The 13759-nt window shown below is 63.7% G+C and carries 15 protein-coding genes and 1 pseudogene; 6 read left to right on the plus strand and 10 right to left on the minus strand.

Features of this window, described 5'->3' with window-relative positions; all coding sequences use genetic code 11:
- The first annotated feature begins 312 nt into the window (after positions 1 to 312).
- Entirely contained in the window at positions 313 to 1035 is a 723-nt protein-coding gene (locus tag AC1DGP_RS33935) for a class I SAM-dependent methyltransferase (protein WP_476833182.1), read from the plus strand.
- Positions 1036 to 1190: 155 nt separating this feature from the next.
- On the opposite strand, the gene AC1DGP_RS33940 is transcribed toward AC1DGP_RS33935, so the two are convergent.
- Genes AC1DGP_RS33940 through AC1DGP_RS33950 form a run of 3 tightly spaced genes read right to left on the minus strand, consistent with a single transcriptional unit; the run spans position 1191 to position 4030 of the window.
- Positions 1191 to 2204: a sugar-binding protein gene (locus tag AC1DGP_RS33940; RefSeq protein WP_441508870.1), complete on the minus strand. Its 1014-nt coding sequence runs from the start codon at positions 2202 to 2204 to the stop codon at positions 1191 to 1193.
- A gap of 39 nt (positions 2205 to 2243) precedes the next feature.
- Positions 2244 to 3269, minus strand: coding sequence for an ABC transporter permease (locus tag AC1DGP_RS33945; RefSeq protein WP_441508871.1), 1026 nt, complete (start codon positions 3267 to 3269; stop codon positions 2244 to 2246).
- Between the two features lie 20 nt (positions 3270 to 3289).
- A complete protein-coding gene (locus tag AC1DGP_RS33950) occupies positions 3290 to 4030 on the minus strand; it encodes an ATP-binding cassette domain-containing protein (RefSeq protein ID WP_113511900.1) in 741 nt (246 codons plus the stop codon).
- 784 nt (positions 4031 to 4814) lie between these two features.
- Between AC1DGP_RS33950 and AC1DGP_RS33955 the strand changes: the two genes are divergently transcribed.
- On the plus strand, positions 4815 to 5684 hold the full coding sequence (locus AC1DGP_RS33955; protein WP_476833183.1) for a dienelactone hydrolase family protein: 870 nt from the start codon (positions 4815 to 4817) through the stop codon (positions 5682 to 5684).
- A 79-nt stretch (positions 5685 to 5763) separates the two neighbouring features.
- Here AC1DGP_RS33955 and AC1DGP_RS33960 read toward each other — a convergent pair whose 3' ends face one another.
- The 3 genes from AC1DGP_RS33960 to AC1DGP_RS33970 all read right to left on the minus strand — a co-directional run bounded on the left by AC1DGP_RS33960 (position 5764) and on the right by AC1DGP_RS33970 (position 7271).
- Entirely contained in the window at positions 5764 to 6060 is a 297-nt protein-coding gene (locus tag AC1DGP_RS33960; RefSeq protein ID WP_441508880.1) for a GNAT family N-acetyltransferase, read from the minus strand.
- Between the two features lie 397 nt (positions 6061 to 6457).
- The gene (locus tag AC1DGP_RS33965; RefSeq protein ID WP_441508873.1) at positions 6458 to 6937 is read right to left on the minus strand and encodes an SRPBCC family protein; all 480 of its coding nucleotides are present in this window, start codon (positions 6935 to 6937) and stop codon (positions 6458 to 6460) included.
- Entirely contained in the window at positions 6921 to 7271 is a 351-nt protein-coding gene (locus tag AC1DGP_RS33970; RefSeq protein WP_441480415.1) for an ArsR/SmtB family transcription factor, read from the minus strand. The genes AC1DGP_RS33965 and AC1DGP_RS33970 overlap by 17 nt, the downstream gene beginning before the upstream one ends.
- Before the next feature lie 108 nt (positions 7272 to 7379).
- Here AC1DGP_RS33970 and AC1DGP_RS33975 point away from each other — a divergent pair, with 108 nt between their 5' ends.
- The gene (locus tag AC1DGP_RS33975; protein WP_043240173.1) at positions 7380 to 8021 is read left to right on the plus strand and encodes a dihydrofolate reductase family protein; all 642 of its coding nucleotides are present in this window, start codon (positions 7380 to 7382) and stop codon (positions 8019 to 8021) included.
- 411 nt (positions 8022 to 8432) lie between these two features.
- Here AC1DGP_RS33975 and AC1DGP_RS33980 read toward each other — a convergent pair whose 3' ends face one another.
- Together AC1DGP_RS33980 and AC1DGP_RS33985 are read right to left on the minus strand one after the other, a co-directional pair.
- Positions 8433 to 8876, minus strand: a complete 444-nt coding sequence (locus tag AC1DGP_RS33980; protein WP_441508874.1) for an SRPBCC family protein — start codon at positions 8874 to 8876, stop codon at positions 8433 to 8435.
- 154 nt (positions 8877 to 9030) lie between these two features.
- Positions 9031 to 10169 (minus strand): annotated as a pseudogene (locus AC1DGP_RS33985) (DJ-1/PfpI family protein).
- Between the two features lie 113 nt (positions 10170 to 10282).
- Here AC1DGP_RS33985 and AC1DGP_RS33990 point away from each other — a divergent pair.
- Complete coding sequence (locus tag AC1DGP_RS33990; RefSeq protein ID WP_476833184.1) at positions 10283 to 11281, plus strand: GlxA family transcriptional regulator; 999 nt, start codon at positions 10283 to 10285, stop codon at positions 11279 to 11281.
- A 45-nt stretch (positions 11282 to 11326) separates the two neighbouring features.
- Here AC1DGP_RS33990 and AC1DGP_RS33995 read toward each other — a convergent pair whose 3' ends face one another.
- On the minus strand, positions 11327 to 12088 hold the full coding sequence (locus AC1DGP_RS33995) for an alpha/beta fold hydrolase (protein ID WP_441508876.1): 762 nt from the start codon (positions 12086 to 12088) through the stop codon (positions 11327 to 11329).
- Between the two features lie 280 nt (positions 12089 to 12368).
- On the opposite strand from AC1DGP_RS33995, the gene AC1DGP_RS34000 reads away from it, so the two are divergent.
- Together AC1DGP_RS34000 and AC1DGP_RS34005 are read left to right on the plus strand one after the other, a co-directional pair.
- Positions 12369 to 12587, plus strand: coding sequence for an AbrB/MazE/SpoVT family DNA-binding domain-containing protein (locus tag AC1DGP_RS34000; protein ID WP_441508877.1), 219 nt, complete (start codon positions 12369 to 12371; stop codon positions 12585 to 12587).
- On the plus strand, positions 12574 to 12921 hold the full coding sequence (locus AC1DGP_RS34005) for a type II toxin-antitoxin system PemK/MazF family toxin (protein WP_441508878.1): 348 nt from the start codon (positions 12574 to 12576) through the stop codon (positions 12919 to 12921). Before AC1DGP_RS34000 ends, AC1DGP_RS34005 begins: the two co-directional genes overlap by 14 nt.
- A gap of 13 nt (positions 12922 to 12934) precedes the next feature.
- Here AC1DGP_RS34005 and AC1DGP_RS34010 read toward each other — a convergent pair whose 3' ends face one another.
- The gene (locus AC1DGP_RS34010; protein WP_441508879.1) at positions 12935 to 13492 is read right to left on the minus strand and encodes a dihydrofolate reductase family protein; all 558 of its coding nucleotides are present in this window, start codon (positions 13490 to 13492) and stop codon (positions 12935 to 12937) included.
- Between the last annotated feature and the right edge of the window lie 267 nt (positions 13493 to 13759).

Genomic DNA, 13759 nt, shown 5'->3' on the forward strand with positions numbered 1-13759 from the left:
GAGTGATCGCCATCCTTGGCGCTGGGCCGCTCATTCTGGCGATGCGGACCTGAACGGGTCGCCGCGACTCTTGTCCAACTTCACCCGCAGACGACGCGGCGCACACCTCAGGCATCCCAATAGCGCGTTTGCACACGGCCTCCACCCATTTCGGCATGACCGGCGTCCGCTCTCGGGCAGAAGCGCCATGCACAAAAGCGCCCCCCTGGCTGTCGAAATCTTGCCGTGGCGGACTGAATGAGCGATTGAAGGCTCGCGCATCGGGACGCCCCCCACAGCGCGCCTGCATTCGAAAAGCATCGCTAGGTAGCTATGGCCTCGGCTGAAACCACGTCCATCTCTGTCGCAAAATTCGACGCCGACCGCGCCGCTGAGTACCTCGTCCAGAGCCGCATTGCGCTGGCAGGTTACGAAGCGTGCCATGAGCTTTCGGCCTGCATGCTGGCGGCGACGCTCGGTCCGGGCAGCGCAGCTCGCGTGCTCGCCGTTGGGGCTGGCGGCGGCGGACAGGAGATTGTCAGCGCCGCATCTCTTGAACCGGACTGGAGATTTGTCGCCGTCGATCCGTCCGCGCAGATGATGGATGTTACGGCGGGGCGGTTGCAGGAGCTCGGGTTCCTCGAGCGGACGGAGATCGCGATCGGCTATGTCGAAGAGCTTCCCGCCGGGCGCGATTTCGACGCCGCGACCTTAATCGGCGTGCTGCATCCTCTCCCGGGAAAAAAGGCCAAGGGCGACATTCTTGACGCCATTGCGTCACGGCTGAAACCCGGCGCTCCTCTCATTCTTGCCGGCAATCGCTTTGCCTACGCCGCCGAACCTCTGCTGCTGGCGGCCTGGGCAGAGCGCTGGCGCATGCACGGTGCCAGGCCCGACGAAGTCGAGGCGAAGCGCGCCAAGATTTTGCAGGGCGCGGATCCGCCCGCCTCGGAGAACGAGGTCGCTGCTTTGCTGGAGGCCGCCGGGTTCGGGCCGCCAACATGGTACTTTTCCAGCCTGTTCTGGGGCGCCTGCCTGGCTCCGTATCGCGGCTGACTGCGAGGCCGGGCGAAGTCAGCGCCAGAGCGGGATGGCATCCCGCCCTGGCTTAGTTCATCGGACCGGATATCGTATCCGATCCGATGATCTAACCATCTGTGATTGCATCGGCTTTGCCCCGAAAACCGCAATCCACTTTTCGGGCCGATGCTTTAGCTCCCGGCGCCGACGCAGGTCGCGGCATTCTGCGGCGTGCAGACATCGAGGCCGGTATAGGTGGGATCCTTCGGGGCGGGCTTGCCGTCCTTCATCTCCTTCAGGAAGAACATGGTCTTGTAGCCCATCTCGAAGGGGCGCTGACCGACTTGGCCCTTGGACAGGCCCGCCTTCAGGAGATCCATCTGGACGGGCAGCGTATCTGCGACGACCAGCGCAAGCGAGCCGTCATCGATGCGGGCCTTATACTTCTCGGCGACCTTGCGATACGCCTGCGGGATGAATTGCGGGAAGCCGCCGGTCGGCACGAAGGCATCGAGCTTGGGGTTCTTGCCGAGCGTATCCTCCATTTGCTGCACCGATAGCGGGAAGTCGTCATTGGTGTAGAGCGGGCAACCCGCGGCCTCGGTCCAGCCATGCTGACCGGTGAGCTTTGCCCCAGGCGCGGAGGCCGATTTCGCGCCGGCAAGCGTATCGCGAATCCCTTGCATGCGCTCGTTATGGTTTGCAGCGGCCGCGCCACCCGACTGGATGCAGATCGTGCCACCCTTTGGCTTGATCTGCTGGACGAGCTTCGCGAGATTGACGCCGATGTCGTAGTTATAGGTGCCGACATAGGCGGTGCGCAGGCCCTTGTCCTTCGCAAGCAGGTCGGAATCCCAGGTCAGAACCGGAATTCCCGCCTTTTTGGCGCCCTCGAGCGCCTTGCCCATCGCGGCGGCATTCGACGGCGAGACGGCGATGCCATCGACCTTCTTGGCAATGAGATCGTTGATGACCTGGACCTGTTCATCGCCGCCGCCATGTTCGCCAGGCCCGATATAAAGGCACTCGATCGCGCCGTTGAGTTCCTTCTCGGCCTTCTTGCAGCCGTCGCGGGCCTGATCGAAGAAGGGATTGTTCATGTTCTTGGGAACCAGGGCGAAGACGTATTTCTTGCCCTGAGACTGGGCTTCTCCTCCAACGGCGAGCAGTGCGAGCGCGGCGACACCTAAAGTCAGCGTTTTCATGAGCCTCTCCTCCTGGTGGTTATTGTCGTCCGGTCTTCCTCATGCCGAACCCTTGCCGCGGATCCGCTGCAGCAGAACCGCCAATACGATGAACAGGCCGACGAAGGCGCCCTGCCAGTTGGAATCGACGCCGGCCATGAGCAGGGAATTGCGGATCACCTCGATGAGGGCGGCCCCGATCACGGCGCCGTAGGCTCCGCCCTGGCCACCCATCAGATCGGCGCCGCCGATCACGGTCGAAGCGATCACCCGCAATTCATAGCCCTGTCCGAGCGCATTGATGGCGGAGCCTTGCCAGCCGACGATGAGAACGGCGCTCAGCGCGGCTGTCAGGCCTGAGACGATATAGGCCTGCAGCTTGATCCGCCGGACCGGCACGCCAGTCAGGCGGGCGGCGTTCTCGTTGCTGCCGATGGCATAGAGATAATTGCCCCAGCCGGTGAAGTTGAGGATGATGCTGAAGATGATGGCCAGCGCGAGCAGCACCCAGACCGGGTTGGCAAGGCCGAAGATCGCCCCGCCACCGATGGCGTTGAAGGTGTCTCCCCAAGGGCCGAATTCGTAGATCATCTTGTTTTCGGACAGGACGATGGCAAGCGAGCGGGCGCCCGACAGCATCCCGAGCGTGACGACGAAGGCCGGCAGGCCGACATAGGAGATCAGCACGCCATTCACGACCCCGACAGCCGCGCCGGTGAGAAGGCCGGCGAGGATCGCGAGCAGCCAATGCCCCTCGGCCTGGAGGACGAGCCCGCTGACGACGCCGGCGAGCCCCATGATGGAGCCAACCGACAAATCGATGCCGCCGGTGAGGATGACGGCGGTCATGCCGATGGCCATGATGCCGATGAAGGCGAAGTTCCGCGTGATGTTGAAGAAGTTGTCGGCCGAGGCAAAGGCGTCTGGTTGATCCCATGTCATCACGAGGACCATGGCGATCAGCGCGATCGTCACCCAGAACGGCTGGCTCGCGAGCAGCTTCTGCAGGAGGCTTCGCTCCCTGAGGCCCGTGACGTCCTCGATGGCGACACTGCTCGGGATCGGGCGGATCGTGGCGCTCGACATAGGGGGCTCCTCGCGCAGCATCAGGCGGCCTGGATGGCGCCGGTGATCAGTCCGGTCACCTCTTCAGGAGAACTCGATGCAATCGCCTTGTCCGCGACCTTGCGTCCTCGCCTCATCACGACCACCCGGTCACAGACCGCGAACACGTCCGGCATGCGGTGACTGATCAGAACGACGGCGATCCCGCGATCCTTGAGCCGGTGGATCAGATCCAGCACCTCGGCGACCTGGCGAACGCTGATCGCCGCCGTGGGCTCGTCCATCAGCACCATCTTCGCGTTGGCCAGACGTGTCCGCGCGATCGCCACAGCCTGGCGCTGGCCGCCGGACATCAGTTTCACGAGATCGCGGGGGCGGGTCTCCGACTTGAGCTCCTTGAACAGCTCTGCGGCGCGGGCGTACATCGCCTTGTAGTCAAGGATCACCAGCGGACCGATGCGGCGTTTCAGTTCGCGGCCGAGGAAGACATTGGCGGCCGCAGTCAGATTATCGCACAGGGCGAGGTCCTGATAGACGACCTCGATACCGTCAGTCCGGGCGTCGACCGGCCGGCGAAAGTGCTTGACGATGCCATCAAGGCGAAGCTCGCCCTCGGAGGGGAGAAAATTGCCGGCGACAATCTTCACCAATGTCGATTTGCCGGCGCCATTGTCGCCCATCAGGCCGACGACCTCTCCGGCATCGATCGCCAGATCGATGCCCTTGAGTGCTTCGATCGCACCAAAGTGTTTTGAGATACCCTGAAGCTCCAGAAGCGGCATAGGTCGATTCCACCCTTGTTTCGAGGCGTGCCTCTGCTTCGGGCACTGGCTCAAGCTGCAGTCACTCAAGTCCTTTGTTTCAGCTGCTGCAATTTATGATGGTCAAAATTCCACCAAGGACAGATATTATGTATCAATAAGGAATTTAAAACTTGATGATGCGTCTCAGGTCAGTGGTTGGCGTGTCGTTGCAACAATTTAATTCGAAAATTGATTGCATTTCCGGGCCGATGCCGAACTCGCGGGTCCGAATATTCGAAAGAGGTAGATGTCGGCGCGCACTGCGCTGATCGCGCAGAGATCCGCCTGCGCCGCTATTGTCATAAGCGCGCCAACGAGGACGTCTGCCGTGCCCCATGCCCTTTTCCTCGAAACGCGTTCTCGGCGGAAGGCTTCGAACACGATCCTACGCTCAATAAACGGCTTCGTCATTCACGCGCGGCCGCCCTCCCGATCTTTGGCTCATCCTCGCGGAGCGTGTCGGATTCCCGGTCGAGCCGGAGCCGGGTTTGGAGCCGGTCGTCATCGTCGCGACAACTCTTCGCCGGGCCATTCAGAGGGGTAGGGGGCGCGCGCAGGTTGAAGGTTATATGCGCTCAGGCGCTCGCGGACGCCGGAGGAATCTGGCGCAGGCCGAGATCGCGGCAGGCATGGGCTTTGGAGCTGGAGCCGTGGTCGGTCATGACGGGCGACGGTGACGCCGATCGGCTATCGTTGCATCTCTTTCGACGTTACAGGTTGAACGCTGGGAGCTTCGCAAATGCCTTCGTCCCCAAAGCGAGCCATGCTCTCCACCCTGGCCATGCTCCTTCTTGGGCTGACGACACATTCGTATGCTGAAGAGGTCGTTCAATTCCCCTCGATGACCTATCGCCTGAGCGATTTCCAGAAAGCGCGTGCCAAAGCTCGCGGAGACAGCAGCGAGAATGATCCCGCGGTCGTGATCAGCGGATATCTTTCCAAACCTATCGGGGAAGGCCGGCACCCGGCGGTTGTCTTGCTGCATGGCTGCGGCGGATTGAGTACGTCCCATCGACGGGAGGCCGAAGCAATCCGCGATTGGGGTTACGTCGTGCTGGTGCCGGACAGTTTCACCCCACGAGGCATTGAAGACGCCTGCGTGCCTGAAAGGCGCGATAAGGCGCCTCGGGTCGAAGATGCGTTTGGTGCGCTGTTCTACCTCTCAAAGCTTCCCTTCGTTGATCCATCGCGGATCGCCGTCCTGGGCTATTCGCATGGCGGCGGGGTAGCGCTCAGGATTGCGATGCAATCGCATAAGACGCTCTATGAGATGCCCGACGAGCTCAGGTTCAAGGCGGCTGCAACCTATTACCCGCCTTGCGAGATCCTGACCGAGCCCTTGGTCATCCCGACACTCGTTCTCATCGGCGACAGGGACGATTGGACCCTCGCATCTGACTGCGAAGCAGCCGCCCGGCGTCAGCTCGGTGGCCCCGCCGGACTGAGCCTCACCGTGTTCCCAGGCGTGTACCACTCATTCAATTTCCCGATTTTCGCAGAGCCGCGTCAGATCTACGGGCACTGGAGCAAATTCGACGAGGCGGCGAGCAGGCGCGCGACATCTGAACTTCGCGAATTCCTCGAGCGGGAATTGGCTGGATCATCGGACCGGATATCGCATCCGGCCCGATGATCCAGCCTTCTGTGTTTGCATCGGCCTTGTCCCGAAAGCCGCAATCCACTTTTCGGGCCGATGCTTTGGTTAGCCTCCTTCAAAGCGGTCTTCGGTCGCAAAGACCACCAAGCCCGGCTTGGGTCGATTTTGCCCCTTGGCGGATGATCGTCTTCTGCATTGGGACGCAGTTGTTAGCGTGTTCAAGCAGCCGCGGCGGATGGCCCTCGAAGCGTTTCCACCCCGTCGCGGCATAGAACCCTTCAGCATCCGAAGCCGCGTTCACGAACAGGATACTGATTCCGAGCCTGTGCGCGTATCCTTCCACCATCGCGTTCAAGATTCGACCGTGGCCCTGTCCGCGAATGGCGGCAGTGATGGCAACGAGCCTGACGATACCCGTCCATCGCGTAGATCATCGAGCCTTGTCGTACCGGCTCCCTGCCCCTTGAACTTCAGCAGCAGGGGATGGTGGTGGGGCAGTCGCTCTTCCGGACGGGCTTCGTCGTAGCCGCTTAGACCCCGTTCCTCCCACAGAACCGCGCCGCGGATAGCGTGGTAGACTTGCCAGTCAGCATCGCTGGCAACGCGAATGAGGGCGTGTTCCATCGAACAAGACGAGCACGTGGACGACCGCTTCCCATCTCGCCTGATCGAATGCCAGCTTCCGAACCAAGGCCGAAGGGGCAAATTCGACCCATCTCGGACGTTCGCGGTTGGACCGCAAAGTCCTGAAAGCGGTCGTTTATGGGCACTATGGCGCGGCGACCGCCAACCCTCCAGATGAGCAGCGTTCAACCATCCAGCCAAGTGGCGAGGCCGTCCAGCGTCTGCAGCCCATATTCCACCGCGCCGAAACCGACGACCACCTGTCGGCGTTCGCGGCTTGGGTGAAGCTGGCGCATGGTCAGCACGGTCTTGCCGTCGGTCTGCTCATCGAAGGTAACCGTCATGTAGAAGCGCTCCGGGTCGTTGGGGTCCGGGGTACCATAGTCCACCACGATCAGCTCGTTCGGCACGACCTTCAGGAAGCGCATGAGATTGGGGAAGCGCTGCTTTTGGCCCTCGAACACGCCCACCATGTCGAAGCGCCATTCCCCGCCTTCGCGGATATCGGCCTTGTGGTTCTCGATGTTGAGGCCAGCCGGGCCGTACCACTGCGCCAGCGCTTCCGGGTCCATCCAGGCAGCGAAGACCTTATTGCGCGGGTGCTTCAGCACCTTGACCAGCACGATCTCACGGTCGAGCGACCAGGTCTCAAACAGCTTTTCCATCGTCGTTCTCTTCCGCCTTGTCCAAATAAGTTTCCAGCCGGTCGAGCCGCTCGGCCCAGCGTCGGCGCTCCGCTTCCATCCAGTCTGCCGCCTCGGCGAAGCGCGCCCGCTCCAGCCGGCACCAGCGGCTGCGCCCGCGCTTCTCGCTGGCGATCAATCCGCAATCCTCCAACACCTTGAGATGCTGGGCGAAGGAGGGCAGCGCCATGTCGAAAGGCTCGGCCAGTGCGGTCACCGGCAGCTCGCCCTCGACCAGTCGCGACACCACCGCGCGGCGGGTCGGGTCGCTGAGGGCGTGAAAGGCGAGGTCGAGGGGGGTCGAGTGGTAGGGCATATAGCTCGGTAAAGCGGCCGGCCGTGCCGGTCAATAATAAAAAGGCACTTGCCTTAGTGTTTGGCTGCGAATACGAAGGTGAGTACCTTAGTGTTTGGGAGTGCACCAATGGCAGTTCGTGTGGACCTTGTTATCTCGCTCGATGGCTTCGCAACAACGACGGACCAGACGCCAGACAATCCGTTCGGCCAGGACTGGTCGCGCCTGGTCGGCGCTTATGTCGCGACGAGGACGTTCCGGGAACGTGTGTTCAAGGACACCAGCGGCAAAGGCACCACCGGCATGGACGATGCGTATGCAAAGGACTACTTCGACAACATCGGCGCGGAAATCATGGGCGCCGGCAAGTTCGGGCTGCACAACTTTCCCGACGATCCGAACTGGAAGGGGTGGTGGGGCGATGAGCCGCCATTCGGCTGCCCGGTCTTCGTCCTGACGCACAAGCGGCGGCCCTCCATCGAGATGGCTGGAGGCACCACGTTCCACTTCCTCGCGGCGGACCCGGTTGATGCGCTGCAGCAGGCCGTGACAGCCGCAAACGGCAAGGATGTGCGGATAGGTGGCGGACCAACCATGGTTCGCGACTATCTGAAGGCCGGGCTTGTCGACCGCCTGCATGTAGCCATTACCCCAATTCTGCTGGGGCGGGGCATACGCCTCTGGGACGAGTTACGCGGGTTGGAAGCCGGCTACACCGTCAAGTCGGAAACGGCCGAGAGCGGCACTGTCCACCTCACGTTCCAGCGCTAGCCGCCAGGCCGTGACTTACGGCCATCATGGACTGCCCAAACTTGGTCGATGACTGCCTTCCCGTTTCTGCCCTCGCCCAATGTCCACTTTTCCTGGTTCCATAACCGAAAGCAGACCGACCGGTTTCCACCCTTCCTGCGACCTTCGGAACGTCCGGTCATTGGCAGTGGCCCGGCGGGCCAGGAGCGGATGGTGGTCTTTGCTACCTCATTCCGCTTCAAAGGGTGGGGTGAACCGATTGAACGTCCTGATCTCGAGATGGATCAGTTCGCCTGGGAGGGCGCGCTCGTAGCGGCGCACCGATACCGTTAGCGGGGGCAGGGGGGCCGAACCATCCGACGCTCGCTGCGGCGGGGCCGGATCGGGCTCAGGGCGAGCGATCGTCCCGGAGCCGTTCCGGCACCGCGTTTGCTACTGGTTGATCTCGGGCTCGGCGAGTTTCGCGAGCTTGCGCAGGGATTCCTGCCAGCCGAGATAGCAGGCCTCGGTGGGGATCACGTCCGGCACGCCCTCTTGCTCGATAGTCACCTCGGTGCCGACGAACACGGCCTTCAAGATCACCGTGACCTTCATCTCGCCGGGCAGGTTCGGGTCGTCGAACCTGTCGGTGTAGACGAGGCGCTGACCGGGAACGAGCTCCAGATAGGTTCCGCCGAAGGCGTGGCTGTGCCCCGTGGTAAAATTCCGGAACGACATCCGGTGGTGGCCACCGACCTTCGCATCGAGCTCATGGACGGTGCAGGTAAAGCCGTAAGGGGGCAGCCAGCTCGCAATCGCGTCCGGTTCGAGGAATGCGCGGTAGAGCTTCTCGGGCCTGGCGGCGAAGACGCGGTGCAGTCGGATCGTGCTCGGCATGGATCTCTCCTCCTGGTTCGGTTTTAGGGTGTTCGGTTCTCTCCCGGCCGGCGGCCCTTCACGCTCGACACATCTACGACGAACGGGCTGGTGAGAATTCGACAGCGCTCCCGAAAAAAAATCCGGAGCACCGGCCAGCCCCGTCATCGCTCCGCTATCGCCTGGGATATTCAAGCTGCATCGCGACGACATCGCTGGTCCGCGCGCCGTAGCGGGCGGTGATCGCGTCGAGCACGAGATCGAGCGCCTGGGCAGGCTTGCGGTCGGGAAAGGTCGCGACGCGCTGGTCTGGCGCCAGGGGCGCGCCCGCGCGGTCGGGAACGATACGCAGGCCGTTGCGGGTCTCGACCGCTTCCATCGCGCCGGCATAGGTCGTCGCATGGGAGCGGTAGGTTCGCGACCATGCATCGGCAACCAGGGCAAGCGTCGCCTCGTCCATGCCCGGCACCAGGGGGATGCCGCGTTCCTCCCGGTTCCAGAAGGCCAGCCTGTTGGCGAGCACGGTCAGCGCGAACGGACGGGTAAGCCTGAACGCGCCGCTGGCATGGCGCATATCCCACGCGTCGAGGCCGAGCTCCTGCGCGACCGCTTCCGCCCTGGCAGGGCCGGCGATCGCCTCGATCAGCGTCAGCATCATCGGCATGGAGGCGGTGATGCCGGTCGTGGTCGTCACGCCCTTGTCCGAGACGATCCGCCGGTCCGGGACATAGGCGATCGTCGGACTGCGCGTCAGCATCGCGCCGAGATAGTACCAATGCGTCGTCGCGCGCTTGCCGTCGAGCAGGCCGGCTGCCGCGACGACTTTGGCGCCGGCGCAGATGCCGATGATCGCCGCCCCCTTTTTCGCCTGGCTCCGGATCCAGGCGATCGCGGCTGGATCGTCGTCACGGCTCATGGCGGGCACGACCACATAATCGGCTCCTTCGGGATGGCTTGCGTCGAATGTGGCGATGGTGGCGTCAGGCTCCGCGACGAGGGCCGGGAAGAGCCGCACCGGTCCTGGACCGGTCGCCAGCATCATGACGTCGGCTACGTCCGCGCGGCGCAGGATGCCGCCCGGCATCAGGTAGTCGGTCGTCTCGGTGGCGTCGTTGATGCCGATCACCGCGACCAGGGGCGCTCGCGCTTCGCGGGTTTAAGCGAAACGCGCATCGCGTCGGCTTCCTCCTGCGGCACCGGCGGCGCCTCTGTGGCCGCCCTCGCGGACGGCAGGCTGAAGACCCAGCCGCCGAAGCCGGCGAGGGACAGGAGAATGAGAGCGACACCACCCCACAGGACGTATGATCTCGACATCGCTTTACGTCTCCCGGAACGGAAGAAGGGCGGAACGCCGCGAATGGGCCGGTTGGCCTCATCCGGAACGTCCTCATGCCCGCGGAAACTAGCAGCGGCGAGTTCTGGCGGACATGACAAAGAGATGGCAATTTCTGCCAATGCACGCTGTCGCCTTCATCGTCTATCGCGGTTTCGAGCTGCTCGACGTCTCCGGGCCGACATCGGTCTTCAGCGGCGCCAACCGCGCCCTGCAGCAGCGCGGCAAGCCGGCGTTCTACAGGGTCGTACTCGCATCGGCCCCGGGCGGAGCCATCGAAAGCAGCAGCGGCGTCGCGCTGGAGACGCGACCGATTGCCGAGCTTCGGCCCGGGGACGCCCAGACGCTGCTGGTTGCAGGGGCCGAACGCGAGCCACTCCTGCAGGCGGTGGCGGATTCAGCCCTCTGGGCAGGCCTCCCGCAGCTCGCGGGGCAGGCGGAGCGTTTCGGCTCGGTCTGCACCGGCGGCTTCGCCCTGGCGGCACTCGGGCTGCTCGACGGCCGTCGTGTCGCGACGCATTGGGATGCCTGCACGCCTTTTGCGAAGACCTTTCCGAAGGTGGCAGTCGATCCTGACGCCCTCTATCTGGTCGACGGCAAGCTATGGACCTCGGCCGGGGTCACCACCGGCATCGACATGGCGCTGGCGATGATCACGCAGGATCTCGATGCGTCGATCGCCGGCGAGGTTGCCAGACGGCTGGTGCTCTATGCCCGGCGCCCCGGCTACCAGTCCCAGTTCAGTCCGCTGCTGGAGGCGCAGGTGAAGGGCGACAGCCCGTTTGCCGACCTAATCGGGTGGATGCAGGCGAATCTCGACGCGCCGCTGGACGTGCCGTCGCTGGCGGCCCGCGCCGGGCTGTTGCAACGCACCTTCCATCGCAAGTTCGTGGCAGCGACCGGCGAGACGCCGGCCCGCTTTGTCGAGATCGCCCGGCTCGACGCCGCGCGCATGCTCCTGTCGCGCGGGCTGTCGCTGAAGGCGGTTGCGGCGCAAGTGGGGCTTTTCCCAACCGCGCGCCTGGCGGACGCCTTCGAACGCCGCTTCGGCATTGCGCCACGGCTATTCCGCGACATGCACGCAGAGCCGTGAGCGCTCAGAGGCGGCTTTTCTTGGCGCTGCCCGGCGAACGAAGGCTCAGCCTGTTGCCTTGGCGATCGCCTCGGCGAGCCCGCCCGGATTGTCCCACGCCATCGAATGGCCCGCCTGGGGCACGATCGCGACGCCGCATACCTCATCCGGCAAGCCATCAAATTCGGGGGCTGGCAGCGAGCGCTCTCCGACGAGGAGTGTTTTTCGCGTGGTCAGGCTGCCGAGCATTTCGCGCCATGTCGGGTTGCATCCGGCGATCAGCGATACTGCTTCCCGGTGGACTGCGAACGGGGCGCTGATGGCCAATGAGGCAGCCCAGACCGTATTGCCGACCGCCCTTGCAGTCGCGACGGTCGCCGCATGGCCGCGCGCCACTAACTCGCCCTCGGACATGTCGGCGATTGCCTTGCTGAAGAAGCCACCGCCCGGCTCCAGATTCGGTTCGCCAAGCACGAGCGCTTCGACCTTGGGGAGCAACGCAGCCAGGGTGATCGCCACTGCCCCTCCCATGCTGTGACCGAAGAGGCTGACAGGCCCCTCGCAGACGCTCCCGATGAGCCCGGCAACCGAGCGAGCATGGCCTTCGATGGAATAGCAGAAGTCTGCCGGCCTTTCGCTGAAGCCGGAGCCGAGCAGATCGACCAGTATCGCCCGGCGCCCGGCCAAGGCCGTATCCGCGATCACGCGCGGATAGTCACAGGATGACGCGCAGCCGAGACCGTGGATGAATACCAGGGGCGTGCCGGTCCCCGGAATGTCCTGATACAGGATATTGGCGGACGCCGTCTTCACCCAGAAAGCCTTCACGACCCGCTCCATCACATGCCAGGGCAGCTCCGCTAACCCGGAGTGCCGCCGCACCATGTCAGCATGATCTGGGAAGCCGGCGGAAGGGGCGCCCGGGACCGTCCGGTTTCCGGGGAGTGGCGGATGCCCGCGTGTGGCGCGCAGCAGCGCCTCTTACCGGGGCTCGGGAGGCGCCCACCGCCTGGTTCAGAACGAGAGACGCCGTACTGGCGACTCGCTCTTAGCTCGCCGTCTGAAAGGAATTTCCTTACTGTAAGGAGCTTCCTTACAGGAGTTCCGCATGATCACGAGCAAGCTGACATCAAAGGCGCAGACGACGATTCCGCAGCCCATCCGGGCCGCGCTGCATCTGCGCGAGGGCGACGAGATTGCCTATAGAATCGAGGGCGACACGGTCGTGATCCGCAAGGCACCGGCAGCAGCCCCGGCCGAAGACCCGTTTGGCACATTCAGCGAGTGGGATAGCGAAGCCGACCGGAGAGCCTATGCCAAACTCTGAGTTCAGCCAGGGTGACATTGTCCGTGTGCCGTTCCCCTTAAACGACCGCAACACCCGCCAGCATCGGCCGGCGCTTGTCGTCAGCCATGGCGGCGTAGGGGAGGGCGAAGGCCTGTTGTGGGTGGCCATGATCACCAGCGCCGAGAATCGGTCATGGCCGGGTGACGTGTCGCTGGGCCTGACTTATGGCGAGGTCGGGTTGCCGGCGCCATCGGTCATTCGCCCATGCAAAATCGCGACGATCGAGGCAGCCCACGCGGAGAAACTGGGCCGGATCAAGCCGACGACAATGGCCCAGGTTGGAGATCAACTGCGGACGTCTATGGGCGTCTAGAGGCTGCTCCGAGTCAGCGCTCGCGCCGGTAATGCGTGGCGACGGCGCCGCTGCGGAGCGGCGTGGCCGAGATCAGCTCGAGCCGTCGCGTGCTGGGCAGCCCACTCTGGTAGAGGGTTGGGCCGTGGCCGGCGATCCTGGGATGGACGAGGACCTTGTACTCGTCGATCAGATCCAGCCGGTCCAGCTCGGTCGCGAGCTTGCCGCTACAGAGGAGCACGCCGGCCGGGGTCGCGTCCTTGAGCCTCTGCACGCCTGTTCGCAGGTCGCCGGCGATGTGGTGGCTGTTGGTCCACGGGAAGGCCTTTCGCGTCGACGACACCACGTATTTCGGCTTGGCGTCCAGCTTGACCGCCCACTCAAGTATCGCCGGCGGCGCCTCCACGTCGCCGCGGGCGACTGCCGGCCAGTAGCTCTCCATCATCTCGTAGGTGATGCGGCCCCACAGCATCGCCCCGCTCTCGTCCATAAGGCGGGTGAAGAAGGCGTGTGTCTCGTCGTCGGCAATTCCCTCCTGGTGGTCGACGCAGCCGTCCAGGGTGACGTTGATGCTGAAGGTCAATTGTCCCATGCAACGAGTCTAAGCCATCCGCTCGAAAAGACGTAGGGCTATTGCTCGCGGTTGATGTTCAACTTCCGCTACGGGGCGATTCCGGAAGTGACGGCGGCCCGCCAGCAACGTCTGAGATGGGTGGAGGCTGTGTGAAAAGAGCCGAGTCGGCTAGGATTCCTGGAGGTGATGCTCCGGGAGCTTAGATGAAGCGCTTCGTTGAGAGTGAAGACCGTCGGCAGGGTGTCCTGCTTCCCGAGTATCTTGACGACTACGTGTCGGAGAACA

The sequence above is a fragment of the Allobosea sp. 05T433 genome, from assembly GCF_056396065.1.

Excerpts from the sequence above, each read along its gene's own strand:
- AC1DGP_RS33975 (WP_043240173.1), top strand. The coding sequence starts at position 7,380 with ATGGCAGTTCGTGTGGACCTTGTTATCTCGCTCGATGGCTTCGCAACA.
- AC1DGP_RS33970 (WP_441480415.1), bottom strand. The coding sequence starts at position 7,271 with ATGCCCTACCACTCGACCCCCCTCGACCTCGCCTTTCACGCCCTCAGC.
- AC1DGP_RS33940 (WP_441508870.1), bottom strand. The coding sequence starts at position 2,204 with ATGAAAACGCTGACTTTAGGTGTCGCCGCGCTCGCACTGCTCGCCGTT.
- AC1DGP_RS33965 (WP_441508873.1), bottom strand. The coding sequence starts at position 6,937 with ATGGAAAAGCTGTTTGAGACCTGGTCGCTCGACCGTGAGATCGTGCTG.
- AC1DGP_RS33955 (WP_476833183.1), top strand. The coding sequence starts at position 4,815 with ATGCTCTCCACCCTGGCCATGCTCCTTCTTGGGCTGACGACACATTCG.
- AC1DGP_RS33990 (WP_476833184.1), top strand. The coding sequence starts at position 10,283 with ATGACAAAGAGATGGCAATTTCTGCCAATGCACGCTGTCGCCTTCATC.
- AC1DGP_RS33945 (WP_441508871.1), bottom strand. The coding sequence starts at position 3,269 with ATGTCGAGCGCCACGATCCGCCCGATCCCGAGCAGTGTCGCCATCGAG.
- AC1DGP_RS34005 (WP_441508878.1), top strand. The coding sequence starts at position 12,574 with ATGCCAAACTCTGAGTTCAGCCAGGGTGACATTGTCCGTGTGCCGTTC.
- AC1DGP_RS33935 (WP_476833182.1), top strand. The coding sequence starts at position 313 with ATGGCCTCGGCTGAAACCACGTCCATCTCTGTCGCAAAATTCGACGCC.
- AC1DGP_RS33950 (WP_113511900.1), bottom strand. The coding sequence starts at position 4,030 with ATGCCGCTTCTGGAGCTTCAGGGTATCTCAAAACACTTTGGTGCGATC.
- AC1DGP_RS33980 (WP_441508874.1), bottom strand. The coding sequence starts at position 8,876 with ATGCCGAGCACGATCCGACTGCACCGCGTCTTCGCCGCCAGGCCCGAG.
- AC1DGP_RS34000 (WP_441508877.1), top strand. The coding sequence starts at position 12,369 with ATGATCACGAGCAAGCTGACATCAAAGGCGCAGACGACGATTCCGCAG.
- AC1DGP_RS34010 (WP_441508879.1), bottom strand. The coding sequence starts at position 13,492 with ATGGGACAATTGACCTTCAGCATCAACGTCACCCTGGACGGCTGCGTC.